The sequence below is a fragment of the Aeromonas sp. FDAARGOS 1410 genome, from assembly GCF_019048745.1.
In the GTDB taxonomy this organism is placed as follows: domain Bacteria; phylum Pseudomonadota; class Gammaproteobacteria; order Enterobacterales; family Aeromonadaceae; genus Aeromonas; species Aeromonas jandaei.
The window spans coordinates 3,262,160-3,279,966 of record NZ_CP077401.1 but is presented as its reverse complement, the minus strand read 5'-3'; the positions used below and the strand labels follow the sequence as shown (position 1 = coordinate 3,279,966).

General features: G+C 58.3%; 23 protein-coding genes and 2 pseudogenes. 5 read left to right on the top strand and 20 right to left on the bottom strand.

Translation table 11 applies throughout. From position 1 onward, the window contains the following. Positions 1-60: 60 nt before the first annotated feature. The 13 genes from I6L40_RS15190 to I6L40_RS15135 form a co-directional block, all read right to left on the bottom strand. Positions 61-513 (bottom strand): phage virion morphogenesis protein, encoded by a 453-nt coding sequence (locus tag I6L40_RS15190; RefSeq protein ID WP_216994505.1) that lies wholly within the window; start codon positions 511-513, stop codon positions 61-63. Further along, on the bottom strand, positions 495-965 hold the full coding sequence (locus I6L40_RS15185) for a phage tail protein (protein WP_139746577.1): 471 nt from the start codon (positions 963-965) through the stop codon (positions 495-497). Before I6L40_RS15185 ends, I6L40_RS15190 begins: the two co-directional genes overlap by 19 nt. Then, on the bottom strand, positions 940-1,182 hold the full coding sequence (gene lysC / locus I6L40_RS15180) for an Rz1-like lysis system protein LysC (RefSeq protein WP_254204107.1): 243 nt from the start codon (positions 1,180-1,182) through the stop codon (positions 940-942). Before lysC ends, I6L40_RS15185 begins: the two co-directional genes overlap by 26 nt. Continuing rightward, positions 1,073-1,546, bottom strand: a complete 474-nt coding sequence (gene lysB, locus I6L40_RS21075; RefSeq protein ID WP_254204040.1) for an Rz-like lysis system protein LysB — start codon at positions 1,544-1,546, stop codon at positions 1,073-1,075. Before lysB ends, lysC begins: the two co-directional genes overlap by 110 nt. Continuing rightward, on the bottom strand, positions 1,536-2,357 hold the full coding sequence (locus I6L40_RS15175) for an N-acetylmuramidase family protein (RefSeq protein ID WP_216994503.1): 822 nt from the start codon (positions 2,355-2,357) through the stop codon (positions 1,536-1,538). The genes lysB and I6L40_RS15175 overlap by 11 nt, the downstream gene beginning before the upstream one ends. Beyond that, entirely contained in the window at positions 2,354-2,695 is a 342-nt protein-coding gene (locus I6L40_RS15170; protein WP_013723873.1) for a phage holin family protein, read from the bottom strand. Before I6L40_RS15170 ends, I6L40_RS15175 begins: the two co-directional genes overlap by 4 nt. Next, a complete protein-coding gene (locus I6L40_RS15165; RefSeq protein WP_216994502.1) occupies positions 2,692-3,063 on the bottom strand; it encodes a putative holin in 372 nt (123 codons plus the stop codon). The genes I6L40_RS15170 and I6L40_RS15165 overlap by 4 nt, the downstream gene beginning before the upstream one ends. A gap of 9 nt (positions 3,064-3,072) precedes the next feature. Beyond that, entirely contained in the window at positions 3,073-3,303 is a 231-nt protein-coding gene (locus tag I6L40_RS15160; protein ID WP_019445413.1) for a TraR/DksA C4-type zinc finger protein, read from the bottom strand. Positions 3,304-3,331: 28 nt separating this feature from the next. Then, positions 3,332-3,535, bottom strand: coding sequence for a tail protein X (locus tag I6L40_RS15155; protein WP_005352059.1), 204 nt, complete (start codon positions 3,533-3,535; stop codon positions 3,332-3,334). Then, positions 3,535-4,011: a head completion/stabilization protein gene (locus tag I6L40_RS15150; protein WP_216994501.1), complete on the bottom strand. Its 477-nt coding sequence runs from the start codon at positions 4,009-4,011 to the stop codon at positions 3,535-3,537. Before I6L40_RS15150 ends, I6L40_RS15155 begins: the two co-directional genes overlap by 1 nt. A 108-nt stretch (positions 4,012-4,119) precedes the next feature. Then, the gene (gene gpM, locus I6L40_RS15145) at positions 4,120-4,881 is read right to left on the bottom strand and encodes a phage terminase small subunit (RefSeq protein ID WP_216994500.1); all 762 of its coding nucleotides are present in this window, start codon (positions 4,879-4,881) and stop codon (positions 4,120-4,122) included. Between the two features lie 9 nt (positions 4,882-4,890). Further along, positions 4,891-5,949: a phage major capsid protein, P2 family gene (locus tag I6L40_RS15140; RefSeq protein ID WP_216994499.1), complete on the bottom strand. Its 1,059-nt coding sequence runs from the start codon at positions 5,947-5,949 to the stop codon at positions 4,891-4,893. A 12-nt stretch (positions 5,950-5,961) separates the two neighbouring features. Further along, positions 5,962-6,765, bottom strand: a complete 804-nt coding sequence (locus I6L40_RS15135; protein ID WP_216951064.1) for a GPO family capsid scaffolding protein — start codon at positions 6,763-6,765, stop codon at positions 5,962-5,964. Positions 6,766-6,914: 149 nt separating this feature from the next. Between I6L40_RS15135 and I6L40_RS15130 the strand changes: the two genes are divergently transcribed. From I6L40_RS15130 to I6L40_RS21160, 5 genes and pseudogenes are all read left to right on the top strand, one after another. Beyond that, positions 6,915-8,681, top strand: coding sequence for a terminase ATPase subunit family protein (locus I6L40_RS15130; RefSeq protein ID WP_216994498.1), 1,767 nt, complete (start codon positions 6,915-6,917; stop codon positions 8,679-8,681). Beyond that, positions 8,681-9,685, top strand: coding sequence for a phage portal protein (locus I6L40_RS15125; protein ID WP_216994497.1), 1,005 nt, complete (start codon positions 8,681-8,683; stop codon positions 9,683-9,685). Before I6L40_RS15130 ends, I6L40_RS15125 begins: the two co-directional genes overlap by 1 nt. Positions 9,686-11,156: 1,471 nt before the next feature. Continuing rightward, on the top strand, positions 11,157-11,579 hold the full coding sequence (umuD, locus tag I6L40_RS15120) for a translesion error-prone DNA polymerase V autoproteolytic subunit (RefSeq protein WP_216994496.1): 423 nt from the start codon (positions 11,157-11,159) through the stop codon (positions 11,577-11,579). Continuing rightward, positions 11,576-12,853 carry a translesion error-prone DNA polymerase V subunit UmuC gene (gene umuC, locus I6L40_RS15115; protein WP_216994495.1) on the top strand — a complete coding sequence of 426 codons (1,278 nt, stop codon included), beginning with the start codon at positions 11,576-11,578 and terminating at the stop codon, positions 12,851-12,853. Before umuD ends, umuC begins: the two co-directional genes overlap by 4 nt. A gap of 19 nt (positions 12,854-12,872) precedes the next feature. Continuing rightward, positions 12,873-13,012 (top strand): annotated as a pseudogene (locus tag I6L40_RS21160) (transcriptional regulator); the annotation flags it as partial. Positions 13,013-13,135: 123 nt separating this feature from the next. Here I6L40_RS21160 and I6L40_RS15110 read toward each other — a convergent pair. From I6L40_RS15110 to I6L40_RS15080, 7 genes and pseudogenes are all read right to left on the bottom strand, one after another. Continuing rightward, positions 13,136-13,729 (bottom strand): hypothetical protein, encoded by a 594-nt coding sequence (locus I6L40_RS15110; protein ID WP_216994494.1) that lies wholly within the window; start codon positions 13,727-13,729, stop codon positions 13,136-13,138. Next, on the bottom strand, positions 13,726-14,256 hold the full coding sequence (locus I6L40_RS15105; protein WP_216994493.1) for a hypothetical protein: 531 nt from the start codon (positions 14,254-14,256) through the stop codon (positions 13,726-13,728). Before I6L40_RS15105 ends, I6L40_RS15110 begins: the two co-directional genes overlap by 4 nt. A 310-nt stretch (positions 14,257-14,566) precedes the next feature. Further along, a complete protein-coding gene (locus I6L40_RS15100; RefSeq protein WP_216994492.1) occupies positions 14,567-16,858 on the bottom strand; it encodes a replication endonuclease in 2,292 nt (763 codons plus the stop codon). Beyond that, the gene (locus I6L40_RS15095; protein WP_071911259.1) at positions 16,855-17,112 is read right to left on the bottom strand and encodes a hypothetical protein; all 258 of its coding nucleotides are present in this window, start codon (positions 17,110-17,112) and stop codon (positions 16,855-16,857) included. Before I6L40_RS15095 ends, I6L40_RS15100 begins: the two co-directional genes overlap by 4 nt. Further along, a pseudogene (locus I6L40_RS21155) lies at positions 17,109-17,409 on the bottom strand (hypothetical protein). The gene I6L40_RS15095 and the pseudogene I6L40_RS21155 overlap by 4 nt, the downstream one beginning before the upstream one ends. After that, a complete protein-coding gene (locus tag I6L40_RS15085; RefSeq protein WP_005352019.1) occupies positions 17,387-17,587 on the bottom strand; it encodes a hypothetical protein in 201 nt (66 codons plus the stop codon). The pseudogene I6L40_RS21155 and the gene I6L40_RS15085 overlap by 23 nt, the downstream one beginning before the upstream one ends. After that, positions 17,584-17,790, bottom strand: a complete 207-nt coding sequence (locus I6L40_RS15080) for a hypothetical protein (protein ID WP_019445397.1) — start codon at positions 17,788-17,790, stop codon at positions 17,584-17,586. Before I6L40_RS15080 ends, I6L40_RS15085 begins: the two co-directional genes overlap by 4 nt. Between the last annotated feature and the right edge of the window lie 17 nt (positions 17,791-17,807).

Here is a 17,807-nt window from a genome sequence, read left to right as displayed (position 1 = left end):
ATCCATTTAGGCCTCAATCGATGCAGCTTATCCCGAGCTGCAGGTAAGCACCAGATGGAGTTATGAGGTCAACCGTGCCAGCAAAAAGTCTTCCAGCAGCTCCACCTCCTCAGAGGTTATCCCCAACAACTCCCGCGCCGGATAACTGATTTCGCGGCCCTTGATGCGGTCTTTGAGGCCGTATTGGTGAATGGTGGCGAGGCGGTTGGCCGAGCCGACAAACTCGATCACTGCCTGATGCTCGGTGCTGGTTACCTTGAGCCAGCGGGGGCTGACCAGATGCTGAAACATCTTGCGGCGGGTTGTGCCGCGTTTTTTCGCCAGTTTTTTTAGTGGCTTACGCGGGGTCATGGGGCTGCCATCGGGCTGAATGTTGGCCCTGATCCGTTTGCTCTGACTGGCACGCAGGTTGCGGGCCATTTCCCCCATCAGTTGCCGGCGGGCGGCCGGTGTAATGCTGGCCAGCAGAGCATCGGCCCAGCTGACCAGCCGGTTCAGGTCGTCGGTGGCCATGGCTGCGGTTCCCCGTTGATAAAGAGCTCCCAGGTGATGCCGTCATAAGGGTCTTCCGGTGGCTCTGGCAGATGTTCCCAGCCTATCCCCTGTTCGTTCTGCCATACCTTGACCCGCTCGGTCAGCTTGACGGTGATGATGAGATCCATCAGGTCGTTGGCGAGGTATTCGGCCTCGAAAGTGATGCCATCTTTGCGCTGCTCGTCGTTGGTCATCAGCTCGGGTTGGTGTTGGCGCAGCCAGGCCAGCAGCGGCACCATGATCTGATCCGGGTGGCCGGCAAAGTCTTCAATGCCGATGGTGAGCGGGTATTGCCACTCGAACGAGAGGGAGCGGGCGCCGGTGCTTTCAATATTGCCCGGGGCAATAAAGATGTGCAGCTTGTCCGGGTTGGTCTTGAGGTGCGGTACGCAGCGGGTCAGCACCTCACGGATCTGTTTTGGCTTTTCCATCTTCACTCCGTTGTTGTCGTGTCTGGCAGGTGATGAGGCTATCGACCTTGGCGGCGCAACTGGCCCAGGCGGCCTCGGTCTGGCTCAGCTGGTCGAGCAAGTCGCCGTTATTGAGTGGCGCCGCCGGCGGCAGCTGGCAGGGGCTCGGGGCCAGACAGGTGAGCCTGATAATCTGCGGCGCCGGTGAGGGCGGGGCGCTGGAGCAGCCTGATAACAGGATCAGGTAGAGGGCGATCAGCCCAAGCCTTGAGTTCGGCATTTTCACGTTTGAGCCTCTTGATGGTGTCGGCGCGGGTGGCAGCGGCCTGCGCCAGCAGGTCGAGCTGGCCCTGCAGCTGCTGCGCCGCTTGTGCCTGGGTGGTCAGTTCCCGGGTAAGAGTGGCGATGGCTGTCTCTTTAAGCTGCTCGCGCCGCTCGGCCTCTCTGGTTTTCTCGTCGGCTGCCTTGAGACTGGTTTGCAGGGTGGTGACGTCCCCTTTGGCCTTGGCCGCCGAGCGGGCTGACCAGCCCCAGCCACCAAGGGCGACAACCAACGCCAGCAGCAACCAGCTGACGGGCGAGCCCAGCAGCTCACGCCACATTGGCTACCTCCTGCACCTGATAGACCTTGGTAAAGTGCGCAAACCACTTGGCCAGCTTGATGTCGTAGTCGTTCTCCTTAAACGCCGGGCCGTTATAGCGGCGGGCGAAATCCGCCCACTTTCGCCCCTGCAGCGCCTTATGCATGGCGGGGTCTTGCTGGATAAAACGGCACAGGGCGGTGAGGTGTTCGACCTCGCTGCGCTGCATGGCGTTCTGCCAGTCGCTGGCAGAGGCAAAACCCAGCGACTGCCAGTGGTAGCCCATGATCTGGAACATGCCCCAGCTGGCCGACTCGATGGCCGCATCCCGATGCAGGCTGATGGCCAGTTGCAGCCGTTCCCACTCGGCAGCGCCGCCCGCATAGCCGCCGCGCTTGGGGTTGACCAGGTTGGGGTAATGGGCGGCCAACTGGTCGGCGGCCGCCTTGCCTTGGTGTTTGGTGAGCTGCTTGTAGAACACATGCCGCTCGAACAGCACCACCGAGCGCATGGCTTGGGTGAAGCCTTCACCGATGCTCTCGACCTGGGCAACGGTGGCCATGGTGGCCAGCGGTACCGCCAGCAGATCGGCGCCGGCCTGCATGTGGTTGATGGTCAGCTGGTTGCCGCGCTCACTGCCGAGCAATGCGGCCAGGGTACGCGGGCCCGCCTGACCGATGGCGGCGATCATGTAATCCCGCTGGAAGGCTATCAGCGCCTGCTCGGTTGCCTCACCAAACCAACCATCGACTGCCACCGGATAACCGGCGGCGGTGAGGCGGCGTTGCAGGTCGGCCACAGCGGAGCCGGTATCCCCTTTTATCAGGCTCATGGTTGGTACCTCCGGTAAATATCCCGGGCATGGTCGGTGCTGGACGGTTTGCCCCGGGGCAGCAGGTGGTGCACCGAGCCGCGGGTGTTGAGCACGGCGCACAGCAGGAAGAGGGCGAGCCCGAAGGCGGCCGGATCCGGCACCGGAATGCCGCCGAACAGAAAGCGCAGCGGAATGGAGCCTGACAGCACGCAGAGCAGCCACGCCATCCAGGCGGGCAGGGCGCGATACTCGCCACCTTTGCGGTCAAACAGCATGACTCGCAGGAAGATGGCGGCGCAGATCAGGGCGTAAAGGGCGGTGTAGATAAACACACCGGTTGGAGTGGTCGGGATCATGGTTGCCCCCTTTTGTTAAACAAGGCTTCAAGTAGCCGATCCTGATTGCGCATGATGAGCTGCAGCAGGCGCACCATCATGGCGGAGGCGATCAGCGAGCCGATCGCATTGCTGACCTGGACGCTGGCGGGCAGCAGTACCTCCAGCAGTTGGAAGGTAAAGCCGGCCAGCAGCAGGCCGCTGATAAACGAGGCGACAAACAGGGCAATCCGGCGCAGGCGCCCCTGCTCTTCGGCGGCCGAGATAAACAGCACCGCGCCGGTGAGTGCGCCGAGCACCACGGAGGGATCCACCCCGGGCAGGGTGAACAGCAAGGCCAGACCGGTGAGGGTGCTGGTTGCGGCGCTGGAGGAAATCGGTTCTGGCATCGTGCTCTCCTATCGTTTGCTGCCGCAGTGGCGGGCGAGTTGGAATTCGTGGATGGTCTGGCAGTCGGCGCAGCGCTCGCAGCCCCGGATCGCCTCGCGGCGCTCTTGCGGGATCGGGTCGTCGCAGTCGATGCAATAGTGGGGGCCAGTGCCCGCAATGCGGGCGGCATGGATGCGGGCAGCCAGTTGCTGCTCGCTGATGTTGGCCAGTCGTTCGAGTTCGTCGTCGAGGCGGCTCATGTCGGTGTTCTCTTTTGTCGCATGACAGTCAGTCCCATAGCTGGATCAGCGGCTGTTCGGCCTGAGTGGGGGCCGCTGGCATGTTGATGAGGGTGCCGGTTGGCAGGATGGGGCCGAGCGCGGCCAGACCGGGGTTAAGGTTGAGCACCTGCTCGGTGATGCCTGCGGTGTAGCCGTAGTGACGAAACAGGATGAGATCGAGGGTGTCGCCCTGCAGGCTGCGCAGTTGCATCAGATGAGCTCCACCGTGGTGTGGGTGGTGCCGATGATGTCGCGAATGGCAAAGCGGGCGTCGCGGTAGAGGTCATCCGAACTTATCTCTTTGGCATCGGCCCCTTTGATGCCGTCACCGGTGGCGCTGTAGTCGGTGTAGCGCTCGAGCAGGTTGGCGCGGGTCATGGCGTAGACGGCGCGCCGGTAGCTGTGCAGGTATGTCGATTCACCATTGATGGGCTCGGCGGGTACGGCGGCCAGGGTGGCGTGACCTTCACTTTCTCTGGCGCTGCGCCACTGGGCCAGATCCCGGTTGACGCTGGTAATGGCGTCGATCACCGCATGAGTGAGGCGGGCGGTGGTGACGGTGCCATCGAGCCGGACGGTGTCGCGCAGCGCGCAGAGCGAGATGGCCGGCCAGAAGGGGGCGCTGGTGATCTCGCCCTCTTCTGTGGCGGCCGGGGTCGGGTTGGTGGCTAAAAATCCGGTGCTCATGGTGCTCCTGATTTGAGGTGGCGCCGCATGTTGGGCGGTGGTCGGGCCGTCTGGTATGCCGCTGGCATTCGTCAGGCCCGAGCCGCCCAGGGTGCGGGGTTCGCTCGGTTAGCTGGCCTCGCCGGGGGCGGGGTCAGGCTGTTCGGATGGCTGTGATTCGGATTGAGGCTCAGCGCCCGGCTGCGGTGCCGGTTCGTTGGCGGGTTGTCCGGAGGCGGCTTTCTCTTTTTTGATCTCGCGAACCAGATCTTCCAGCTCTCGCTTGATGCCCACCTTGTCGTGCAGCTCGATGGCGCGGCGGTAGTGGTCCGCCGCTTGCTCCTTGAGCCCTTCGGCATAACAGGCGCGGCCCACCGCCTTGTGCAGCTTGGCGCGCACCTGGTCGAAGATGTCGCAGTCAGCCAGCATGCTCATGTAGCTGCTGAGCAATGGCAGGGATGGGCCATTACCCGCCTCTTGCAGCTTGATGGCGGTATCGGCCACCTCTTCGGCGATAAGGGTGGGGGCGGTGCGTTCGTACTGGTCCGGGGTATTGAGGCCGTGGCGGATCACGTAATCAGCCATCGGCAGGGCACTTGCCAGATCGCCGGTGTCGAGGTGCCATAGCATCACGGTCACCATGACGTCATCCTGACCACCGCGATCGGCGGCCAGCAGGCCATCAATCCACGGTGTGTAGGTGGCCAGCATGGTGCGTTTGGCGTCAATCTTGCGCTCGAGGCTCTGGATGCCCTTGAGGGTGCGGCGGTGCTCGGCCAGCTGCATCAGCTGGAGTTCGTACTGGTTGGCGGCGGCGCGATCCTGCTCGGGATTGGCCGCCCCTTGCAGGGCGGCCATGATACGAGCGGTGTGTCGTTGTGCAGGTGTCATCGTGGCTCCTTAACCGCCTGCAGGCGCAGGTTTGGCGCCTAGCGTGATGTTTTCTGCGACGGCGATGCAGTCGTAATCCTCGACCACGTAGGCATCGTTGGAGGATTCCCAGTTGACGATGCGGTCGAGGCTCGGCTGCTCTTCCAGATGGCGACGGCGGCCGCCGATCTGCCAGTAGATGGAGAGGTTGTCGAGGCGGGTGACGATCAGGGTGTCTTCCGGGACGAAGGGGACGCGGATCGCCAGCAGGCCGCCAATCTGCTTCTGGCTCACCAGTACCTGACCGGCCAGCTTGTTCTGGTTGTCCCGGGTCTCGTTGAGGATGGGGAAGTATTTGTCGGCCAGCAGCTTGCGACCGCAGATCACCACCAGATCGGTGTCGTCCTGGTACCAGGGTTTGATCTTGCTGTTGACCAGATCGAACACCAGGGCGTCGAGGTTGCCGTAATCCCCCTCTTTGGTGTCGGCTTCACTGTTGGGTTGGTAGATGTAGATATGGCCGGTGCCCGCATCCCCTTCGCTCATCACCTGGGCGGGAGCATCATGGCGGGTGTGTTCAATCCAGCCGATGTTGACATCCTGCAGCATGGGGAACTGGACGCGATCGGTGTCTTTCGCGGCAAGTTTGCCGTTCCAGCCGATCATGATGCGGTCCAGGCCCTGGCGCTTGACGATGGCATCGCGAATGCGGATCTGGAAGTCTTTGAACTTGGCCCATGCATCAAGCTTGGCGTAACCGATGCTGGTGTCGTAGTTGGTCTTTTCGCACTCGTATTTGGTGTTTTGCAGTCCGGTCGGGTCGAACGGGACACGGGCCTTGCCGCCACTGGTATCGGTGCGAGAGGCGATGGTGCCATTGATGCCGATGCCGACCTTTTCCCCTTTGAGTTCATCCACTGGCACGATGTTGATCATGCCGAGGAAGTCGACGGACTCCTGCATTTTGGTTTCCAGCTTTTGCTGGATACTGGGCTCGACACTGAATTGCACCATGGCCGAGCTGACGGCATTCAGGCTCGCCAGTTGGCTGGTGTACTGCTCGAATTGCTGACGGGTATCGTTGCGCATTATCGGGGTCCCTTAAAAATCGGTGGAAGTTGGCTTGGTGCCATCGTCACCGGTGGCAGGCTGGCGCTTGTGGCTGAAATCTTCCTGGCGCTCGAGCTGGGTGGTCAGGTCGGCCAGGGCGTTGGCGGTCGCCGTTTGCCGGGCTGTCAGTTCGTTGAACCTGGTTTGCAGGTCGGTATCGAGGCTGGTCACCTCTTTGGCCACGGCTTCGACGGCCTGATGCACCTCGCTGAAATCGGCGGTCGATTGCTGCTTGTGGCTGGTGAAAATGGCGCTGATCCGTTCCAGCAGGCCCGGGCCTTTCTCCTGCTCATCTTCAAACTCGATGACGGTTTCGAGGGCTTCGGTAAACAGGCATTCCGGATGGTATTTGCGGTCGGCCAGCGGGTTGACCGCGGCTTTGCTGCAGAACTGCAGCATTTCGGTGCCAAGGCTTGCCGGGCTGTCGGTGACGGCCAGCCCCATCATGTAGGCCCCTTTTTCGTTCAGGTTGGGGTGGATCTCGATGGAGGTGTAGACCTTCTGGCGCTTCTTGTTCAGCGCGATCAGCTCCGGCGTCGGGTCAATCTGGACGAACAGGGCCAGCCGCTGTTCCCCCTCGATGGTGACCTCCTCGGTCTTGGCGGCGGTGATGTCGCCGTACATCTTGAACAAGCCGTTGGGGTCAAGGCCCCGGATATGCTCCATATTGACCCGTGCGCCATAGGTGGCCTGGTTGTAGCGCTGGGCCATCTGCTCAATCCATTCGCGGGTGATGGCGCGACCGTCGGTGGTGCCCCCCTCAACCGCAACACGGAAGAATTTGGACTTAGGCATGTGCTGGGATCCCTTTGGTAATTGGGTAATGATGTCGCGGTTATGGTCTGGGTGAGCGGCGGGATCGTGCAATTCGGGGCCAGTGTGTGGTTGCGCTACACACTGGCAGTGGGGCGTTTGGGGTAGTAGCGGCTGGGTAGACTGGCGCCATGACAACAGCACCCATCATCTTTCCTCATCTCGACCCCAGACGGCAGGCCATGTACCTGTTCTTTCAGGGGTACCCGCTGCGCGCCATTGCCGAGTTGCTGCAAACGCCGGAGGGTACCGTCTCGACCTGGAAGAAACGCGACGGCTGGGAGGACATCAAACCGATAGACCGGGTGGATAGCGCCATCGAGGCGCGCATGATCCAGCTGGTGATGAAGGAGACCAAGAGCGGCGGTGACTTCAAGGAGATTGATCTGCTGGGCCGCCAGCTCGAGCGTATCGCCCGGGTCAACAAGTACAGCAACGGCGGCAACGAGGCCGACCTCAACCCCAAGGTGGCCAACCGCAACAAGGGGCCGAAGAAGGCCCCCGAGTGCAACGTGGTGGAGCCCGAGCAGCAAGAGCGGCTCATCGAGCGGTTTGAGTCGACTATGTTCGATTACCAGCGGGTCTGGTATCAGGCTGGGCAGGAGTACCGGATCCGCGACCTGCTCAAGTCGCGCCAGATCGGGGCGACTTACTTCTTTGCCTTCGAGGCGTTCATTGATGCCCTGGTGACCGGGCGCAATCAGATTTTCCTGTCAGCCAGCAAGGCGCAGGCCCACATGTTCAAGCAGTACATCATCCAGTTCGCCAAGGAGGAGGGGGTTGAGCTCAAAGGTGACCCCATGGTGCTGCCGAACGGGGCGCACCTTTACTTCCTCGGTACCAACGCCCGCACCGCCCAGAGCTATCACGGCAATATCTACATGGACGAGTATTTCTGGATCCACGGCTTTCTGGAGTTCCGCAAGGTGGCCTCCGGTATGGCGATGCACAAGAAGTGGCGCCAGACCTACATCTCCACCCCCTCCAGCCTTTCCCATCCCGCTTATGGATTCTGGTCTGGCGCCAACTTTAACCGCGGCAAGGCCAAGGCCGACCGGGTCGAGATTGACCTGAGCCACGCCAACCTGTCTGCCGGCAAGCTGTGCGCCGATGGTCAGTGGCGGCAGATCGTCACCGTGGAAGATGCGGTGCGCGGCGGTTGCAACCTGTTCGACCTGGATCAGCTGCGCAGTGAGTATTCCGAGGATGAATACCGCAACCTGCTGATGTGCGAGTTCATGGATGACACCGAGAGCCTGTTTCCGTTGGCGACGCTGCAGCGCTGCATGGTTGACAGCTGGCTGGTGTGGGAGGACTACAAGCCCCACACCTTGCGGCCGCTGGCCAACCGGGCCGTGTGGATCGGCTATGACCCGGCCAAAGGGGGCAAAGGTGACAGCGCCGGCTGCGCTGTGTTGGCCCCGCCACTGGTGCCGGGCGGCAAGTTTCGGGTGTTGGAGCGTCACCGCTGGCAGGGGATGGACTTTGATGCCCAGGCCAAATCCATTCGCGCCATCTGCGATCGCTACAACGTCGCCTATATCGGCATCGATACCACCGGTATCGGGGAGGGGGTTTATCAGCTGGTGAAGCAATTTTATCCGGCAGTGACCGCCATTCAGTACAACCCCAACGTGAAGATGCGGATGGTGATGAAGGCACAGGATGTGATGAACAAGGGGCGGCTGGAGTTCGACAGCGGCTGGACCGACTTGGCCCAGGCGTTCATGAGCATTCGCCGCGCCGTGACCCAAAGCGGCAAGCTGCCCACCTTCGAGGCCAGCCGATCCGATGAGACCAGCCACGCCGATATTGCCTGGGCAACCATGCAAGCCCTGTTACACGAGCCCCTTGAGGGGCAGACCGGCACCAATTCCGGCTTTATGGAGATTTACTGATGAGTGAGCAGATCAACTCGCCTGCCGGTGTGCAGGCGTTTACGTTTGGGGAGGCTATCCCGGTGTTGTCCCAGCGGGAGGTGTTCGATTACCTGGAGTCGATGCACAACGGCCGCTGGTATGAGCATCCCCTGAGCCTGCACGGGCTGGCGCGGGTCTATCGGGCTGCGGTGCATCACGCCTCGGCCATCCAGGTGAAGCGCAATATCTTGCGCGGCTGTTTTATTCCTCATCCCAAACTGAGCTTGGCCGCCTTCACCGGGCTGGTGATGGACTACGAGATCTTCGGCAATGCTCACCTGCAGCGGGTGCGCAACCGGCTGGGTGGCACGCTTCGCTATGACCAGATGCCGGCCAAGTACACTCGCCGCTCCCTCGAGCTGGATCGCTATTGGTGGGTGCCAAAGCTTGGGCATGAGGTGGAGTTGCCCGCCGGTGATGTGGGGCATGTGATGGAGGCGGACGTTAACCAGGAGATTTATGGCATCCCCGACTATGTGGCCAGCCTGAACTCGGCACTGCTCAACGAGTCGGCCACGCTGTTCCGCCGCCGCTACTACGAGAACGGCAGCCATGCGGGGTTTATTCTGCATATCAGCGATGCCTTGCAGAACGAGGGCGACATCACCGCGCTCAAGACGGCGCTGCAAAACAGCAAGGGGCCGGGCAACTTCCGTAACCTGCTGCTCTATACCCCGGGTGGCAAGGCGGATTCGGTGAAGCTGATCCCGGTGGCCGAGATTGCGGCCAAGGATGATTTCCTGTCCATCAAGGGGGTGAGCCGGGATGACCAGCTGGCGGCCCATCGGGTACCGCCGCAACTGATGGGGGTCGTACCGAACAACACGGGCGGATTTGGGGATGTGACCAAGGCGGCCCAGGTGTTTGACGTCAACGAGATCGATAGCATGAAGGCGAACTTTGCGCAGTTCAACGAGTGGGCAGGGGAGGAGATAATCCGATTCACTTCTTATCGACTGTCAGATCTGACAGTGCAAAGCTGAAAACCTTAGCTATCTTCAAATTGGAATTCCTCCAAATTCCTCCATGATTTAATTCAAAGCCCCCTACCCAGGGGGCTTTGTTTTGGTTGGGATCCCATCCAGCCAGAGCTCACCAGTCGTGTTACAGGCCATCGCCGGCTATCCCTTCGCAACCACACTCCCGAGATCCTTCACGCGCCCCTGCGAGCATGAGCGAAGCCTCGAAAGGCCCCTCAACACCCAGCGCGCGCAATCGGGACCCCGCCTCGCCTGCGCGCTTTATGTATCTATTTCCATGCATGTGAACGATTGATGGCGGCTATCTGCTCCCCGCGCCAGCGCTGGCCGCGCGGGGGATAACGGCTCCTTTTTGCGATCCTTCACTTTCCATCAGATCCTTTCACACTCGAAGAGGTTACCCAGTTCAGTGCGGCCAACTAGGCTTTTGCCATACCCTGAGTCCATCGGCTTGAACATCTAACCAGCTAATGCTGAGCTTGATAGGCATTACGGATGCCAGCAGGGCAACAAGTGGTATTGAGAAAACCGGGGGTGCTATTACGCCCCCAGTTTTTCCCTGTTTATTCGCTACTGCTATATATTGTGTGTGAGTTTGTTGCGACCTAACGCTTTTTTCAGGGGCTGGACGCACAGCCAAAGGCTCTACAACCCACCCTAAACACTAAAACCAACGCAATAGTAAAAACACCATGTATTGTTAATCCCTCTTGAGAAAATTGTTAAGCTTAAACTTACCGCGAGCGTTATTTTTCAATATAAACAATCAAATAGAATGATCTCTATTGACACATATTGGTTTTATGATAGATTCCTGCCGTGTTTAAGATGATAGAGGAGGGTCTTATGTTAACCCAACTTTTGATTTGCCCCTTGTATTCAGTAATTGGGAGTGGGGCCTAGTTAACACCGGCCGAGTAACCCTTTGGAATACTTACAGCAAAAATGCTCGGCCAACCTTCAGCGTCACCATACCCCTCCTTGTGTGTCAACGTAAGCCTGAGCTAACTGATTTTGAGATAACGTATAAATCAGGGCACTCAGGAGAACGAAAACGCATAAATCATACACATCTGCCGGTTCTAAGGTTGTGCCAAAACCCGAGCTGGAGAAGTGGGTATTACTTGCCTTTAGTGCCGAATACAAGCAATCCATCCTTCAGCAGGTCGATGCCTGTCAGCATCGGGAAATCGGTGCGTTTCTACGGTGCGAAAAACTGAATTCCAACCAGCTACAGCAGTGGCGTCGTGAACAGACTGAACATGGCTTAGACGGCTTGTAGAAGTCTGATGGCGGCCCAGCTGCCAAGAAAAACCGCCGGCAGGGTACCGGTTCTACACAGGGAAGGGTACGTTAGTTTTGGCAGGAAACATACACAGGGCACCCAGAATGGCGGAGCCAAACGTCGCACGGTGATCCAATTTTGGCGCCTTGCTATACTGGTTATCCATACAGCAATTTCGAGATTGCCAGCATGTTTGCTCAACCCACTCCTGATGCTCCCTTGTTGGATCTGCCCCTGTTCCTCTCCCCTGTGGCCTGTGGCTTCCCGTCGCCGGCGCAGGACTACACCGAACAGACCATCGACCTTAACCAGTTGTGCGTGACTCACCCGGCGGCTACTTACTTTGTGCGGGCGGCCGGTGACAGCATGGTCGACCACGGGATCCGCGATGGTGACCTGCTGGTCGTGGACCGCAGCCGCAAGGTACGGCACGGCTGTGTGGTGGTTGCGGCGGTTGATGGCGAGTTCACGGTGAAGAAGCTGCAGCTTGTACCGACAGTGGCTTTGCTCCCTGGTAACTCCGCCTATCAGCCTATCCATTTCAACGATGGGCAGGAGCTGGAGATTTTCGGAGTGGTGGCCTTTGTCGTACACAAGATGGATACCCCATGAACAAGCGCTGCGCCGTCGCCCTGGTCGACGTGAACAACTTCTACGCCAGTTGCGAGCGGCTGTTCCGCCCCGACTTGAAGGGACGGCCTATCGTGGTGCTCTCCAACAACGATGGCTGTGTGGTGGCCCGCTCGGCAGAGGCCAAGGCGCTGGGCATCAAGATGGGAATTCCATATTTCCAGATCCGCCAATTCTTCGAGGCCATGGGCGGGGTCTGGTTCTCCAGCAACTACGCACTCTATGGCGACATGTCGAACCGGGTGATGACCATTCTGGAGGGAATGGCCCCGGCAGTGGAGGTCTACAGCATCGACGAGGCTTTCATCGAACTGAGCGAGTCCTGGGCAGGCGACTTGGTGGCCTATGGCCGCCAGATTCGCGAGCGGGTGCAGCTGTGGACGGGGTTGACCGTGGGAGTTGGCATTGGCCCCACCAAGACGCTCGCCAAGCTCGCTAACTACGCTGCCAAGAAGTGGCCCGCCACCGGCGGTGTGGTCGAGCTGCGGGATGAAGCGCGGCGGGCCCGGCTGATGGCGATCACCCCGGTGGACGAGATATGGGGCATTGGTCGGCGGCTCACCGCCAAGCTGGAGGCCCAGGGCATCAAGACGGTGGCCGACCTAGTCGCTGCCGACCCCAAGGCGCTGCGCCGTCGATATGGCGTGGTGGTCGAGCGCACGGTGCAGGAGCTGCGTGGGATCCCCTGCGCCGAGCTGGAGCAAGAGGCACAGTCCAAACAGCAGATCATCTGCTCGCGCTCGTTTGGGGAGCGCATCACCCAGATAGGCCCCATGCGCCAGGCGCTGGCCGGCTACATGGAGCGGGCCGCCGAGAAGCTGCGGGGGGAGGGGATGTGCTGCCGGCACGTGACCCTGTTCATTCGCACCAGCCCGTTTAGCGATCGGGAGCCCTATTATGGCAACCAGGTGAGCACCAAGCTGGCCACGCCCACCCATGACACCCGTGCCTTGCTGGCCCTGATCCCGGAACTGCTCCCGCGGATCTGGCGCGATGAGCAGCGATACCAGAAAGGGGGCGTCATGCTGGCCGACTTCACCCCCACCAACATGCAGCAGGGCGACCTGTTCGCCGCCCAGCAGCAATCCCCACGCAGCGAGGCGCTGATGCAGGTCATCGACAAGATCAACCAAGGGCGGCTGGGGAAGGTCTACTTCGCGGCCCGCGGCTGGGATACTCGAGAGTGGATGATGAAGCGGGAGCAGCTAAGCCCCCGCTATACCACCGCGATCGGCGAGTTGCCTGTGGTTAAGTGAGTGATGCAATACCTATCTTTGCCCATGCTCCGACGCAGAGAGCGGCCACAGCTGGGTGGCTACTCTGTCATTCGCCCACACCCTAAGCAAGACCACCGAACAGCAGGTGTTGAGCTTGATGGGCGGCAGTTGGTTCTGAAAGGACTGGAGGCGCAATAGCGCCCCTTATTTATTGTGATTCAAGTACCGTCATACATTACTCTGTGACCTTTTGTATATTAAGGTCAAAAATAAGTAACATATTTTCAGTTGCCTAACCTTAAAATTTAAATAAATGATAACTTACATTGATAGTACAACTTGTGATCTCGCACCCATTTTCAGAACTAAATGCTCACCATGAAGATTTGCATTTAAATCATGTGTTACAAACCTCTGGATATATTTGTTTAATATGCGGTGGTTATAACGCTTCAAATTCATGTTAAACAAATTCTTGATAATTTCAGGATAGTTTTCATCAAATACAGGGTAGGCAACCAAATGATAACTATTATCACTTGTTTTATTCAGTGTTGTCCTGTCGAAAGATAGAAACCCACATTTTGCATACTCAATGAAGTCATGTAAGTATGATTCTCTGTTGAAAGTATAGCTTTCGTCATTCAATATCTTTTTTTGGTCTAGAATTTTATCTAAATTTGGATTTACTAGAAAATCCATCTTTATATCATTGTGAAGAAGCTTTATCTTTTTCCTTATCTGGGCATGCGTTTGTCTCTTATATATATTCTCGTGAACTAACCCTCCAGCTGTAGCTATGTGAATAAATGGTATGTGTAGTAGTGATGATAAATATATTTCTTTATCCAAACAGTAAATTGGCTCATCGCTTGTTGAAAAGAATAAGTCGAAATCAAAACCAGTGGAATTCATTTCTCTTCCCCAAAAACATAAACGCAATTAGGACAGCGGCTAATTTTTTCAAGGGTTCTTGGACGAATTGCAGCAGTAAACGTGATGTCGAGGATTTCTAGTTTTTTGTTGGCGTTAATTATATGGTTTGCTGTTTTTACTTCTGCGCACTTCCCTATTATATTGTCTGATTCAGGATGATTTGATGGGGTTCCTATTTTACCGAGTTTTATTAATTTATTATGTAGCTTTTTATTGTATGAAGACAGCACTTTCAATGATGTTCCAAAAGCGAAAAATTTCCCATGCTTTCCTGCAATTGAACAGGCAACCAAATCATACTTGGTATATCTTTGCCTAACGCCAGTGGACAGAGTTAATTCTTTTTGTGCAGCCTCGATAGATTTTTTATATTCGATGCTCTTATAACGCAACATCTTATAGAGGGATGCTATTGAACGATTTCTTTTCTCAAGATAATGATGTTTGTCAAATTCATCATTTAGTCTGTCTATTATCTCTCTTTTCTTTGAGAGGCGATTTTTCATTTCAACCCTCCAAGTTTTCTGGTTTTTGGAATTAATAATAATGACATTATAAGTGATAGTAGGGGGAATAGTGCACAGAGTAAATAAAGCAGTCCCACATACTGTAATAAGTGGTCAGTATACTACTGATAAGGTGTGAGTGGAGAGCTGGCAATGTGGTTGTTGTTTGTCCTGTAGAATCCCCACCTACTGGTAGATCCCGTTGACTGGTCAACATTGCGGTAGGATGTAGACTATTCGGTTATCCAAGCAGCTGTACTCGTCCCAGTTGATGGTATGGGCGCTGGCGCTCTAGCTACTCGGAAGCATGTTATGCCTCCCACTCTTCTTGTTCTTCACTGTATTCGTTCTGTCTTTGCAGCAACTCCGGCGCATCCAGCCATTCCAGCACCCGCCACATCTCTGACTGATAGGGCTGCGGCAGCATCTCGATCCAGCGGTGCGCCCCGGCGTGGCCTTGTGCCTGGTAAACCTTACCGCACAGCTCAACCAGCATCGGCCAGTCCGGATCCCCTTCTGGTACCGCGTACTCATCCGCCAGGTCCTGTTCTGCTGGCCGAATGCCTTCTGACTGCCAATCTGGTTCGCTTGGGAGCGATCGGCTCGACTGCACCTGCCCGTTCTCCAACCAAAGGGTGTAACCGTCAATCGTGACGTTGGCACCAGCCCGCAATCGGTCGCTGGAGAAGGGCGATAACTCCCATTGTTCCCTTATGATCTGGTCTGCGAAGGCATCAGGATCCGGCCGCGTACAGTTATTGTCAGAGCTCCAAGGTGCCGGGCTGTCGCCCGACTGAACTGCAACACCTAAACCCACACCCACACCGGCAGCCCCTGCGGCCTTGGCGGCCTCATAGGTGCCTGCTGGTACCACTTCCCACCCTTGCAGGCGGGTCTTGATGCCAAGGCGAGCGGAGGTAATACCCATCAGTCGCTTGATGTCTTCTCCGTAGCTGTTGGCCTGCTCCTCGATAAGGTGGGCCAGTTTGATGGGGTGTTCGGCACGGGTGGCCATCGCGCCGCCCATGGCTTGCAGGTAGCAGCGAAAGATGCCGTTATCTGCGGCAAAGCGGGCGGCCTCAAAGCGCGGGTCTTGCAGCACTGGCTTGGGTGGGCCAACCAGATCGGCATTCTTCTTGGCGTTGCTGATACGGCGCAGCTCGCGCCATACCCCGACCGGGGCACCGCCGATCTGCTGGAAGGTACGGATCCCCCACCAACTGGCCCACGCGCAAGCATGTTGGGCACCCACGTCTGCTGGGGTACCCGATTCGTCATCCCCATCAACGTGCTCGCCATCTATGTTCTTGGCGATATAGGCGGCGAGATAACCGGTAGCATCGCCCTTGTCAGGGTCAACGATTTTCCAGTCAAAGCGGGGGGTTATGTCGGTAAAGGAGGCCGCCTCTGGCGTGGAGCGAACCAGTTCGCTCTTGTCGTCGGTCAGCGCGTAGTGCTGCAAGGTGCTGATCACTTTGTTGCGATCGCTCGGGCGCATAAAGAGCAACATGTGCCAGTGCGGGGTTCCGTCATGGTGCGGTTCGCAGACCCGAAAGCCGTAAACAGGTAAATCATTTCGCTTGAGTGAGGCGCGGGTCAGGCTCCACAGCTTGGCCAGATAGGAACAGGTTTCGCGCGGGGTGGCGCCCTGGTACTTGTCGTTCTCGATGGTCTTGCCGTTGCGGCCGGTCTTCCAGGCGTGGAAGCGGCTCGGGGCTGTCCAGGTAAAGAACACCCCCACATGACCCTGCTCCTCGGCGTAGTCCTCAAAGCCGCGCATCCTGGTCATCATCTCTTTGCGGCGGTTGACCGGGTTGGAGACGCTGGCCTCCCAGCAATCCTTCATCGACACGACCAGGTCATAACGCTCGTTGACCACTTCCGACTCGGCCAGCCAGCGCATCATGGCCCGCTTGCGTTCGCGCGCCACCTTCATGGTGGCGTTCGATACATAAGCCGATACCCCCTTGCGCACCTTGCCGAGCAGGATATTGATGTGCTCCTGCAGCCTGTCCCAGCAGCGGTTGACGCGCTTCTCCCACCACTTGGCAGAGAGCAGGCGCACCATCACGCTCAGGATCCAGTTATCCCGCACCTCGTCGGATTTGAACTTCGGCAACTCGCCGATAAACCCCCACTGGTCGGCCGGTTGGCGCATCAGCTCCCAGGTCAGCAGCAGATCCGGCTCGGCACCCTCTTTGATGCCCTGTTCGATGTGCTTGTAAATGGCTGCGGTCTGGTTGGCGAACTGGTGGGCAATCTGTTTGCGGCCGGTGTCATCGCGCATCTGTTTCGGATCGACCGGGATGGCCTGGAGTTGCATCCGCACCCACTTGGTTCGCTCCCTCAACCAGATGTTGGCAGAGCGGCAATGGCTAAAGCTGCCTTCTTTGCGGCGGCGGATGTATTGCTTGAACAGGTTCTTGGTCAACTCGGGGGAGAGCCCATCGAGCAACTGCATGGCCCAGATCAGATCGTACTGGCCGCGGTCACCAGCAAAAGCGGCGTCAAAGTTGACGCCGGGCAGAGAGTTGCAAAGGGTATCGATGCGCTGCCGCAGCGTTCTTTTCGACAGCGGCAGGCGTTTGGTCTTGCTGGTCATGCAGAGAGATAACCGGATAGCTGTTTGATGTGGGATTGGCAGCCGCGAACGCTCATTTGGGCGTGCTCTTTCAATCGGCGAGCGGCCGCACACTGGCGCAGCAACTGCCTGATACTGGCGTGGGGGCGGGCAGGTAGTCGGCGCGCATGGGCCAGCTCCCGCTGATAAAGGCGCAGCCGAGCCGCGTCTTCCCGGTAGGTGGCTTGCCAGCGATCTTGCAGGAGCGTGAGCTCCCATTGCAGTCCATGGCTCATTTGATGATCTCCCCCTGTCCATGCAGTGGTGCGCACTCGGCCCACCACTCGGCAATTTCCCGGGCCAGCGCCAACTCCACATTGGCAACGGCCAACCAGTAGACGGTGCGCATTGCGCCGAGCGCCAGCAGCTCGGCCACCGGATCCCGGATCGCTGCCCGCAGCGATAAACTCGGCGCGGGCGGCAAACCAGTGGGTGGTCAGCTGGCTGACCGGTGTGGTGGGCTGCATATGTGCAGGGCCGGTTTCGCTCTGCTCTTGTTGGGCGTCCAGCTCAAACAGTTCGAAGTTGCTCATCGCATGCCTCATCTATTGCCTGAAAGTCCGGCTCATCGATGGCGATATGGCCCGCCTCGATGCGGATCGAGATACCGAGTTCACCACCACAGCAGAGCGGGGCTGTCGGCAGCAGTTTCGATTCGTTCTGGGCCAGCCACTCTTTCAGGCTGGCCAGGGTGAACAGCGTGGTGCTCATGCCTCGTCCCCCATCACCAAATCGTCATCGAGCAGATCCGCAGGCTTGCTGGTCACCACCAGTTGCACCTGGATGTATTCATCCCCCGAGTAGAGTGCGCCCAAGGCGATGCGGTTATCCTCGGCGCGTGCGGCAAACATCTCGGCCAGTAGACCCTCGATCACCTTGGGCGCCTGGCTGGCAATCTTGATGGCGTCACTCATGAGCGGGCCCTCCGGTT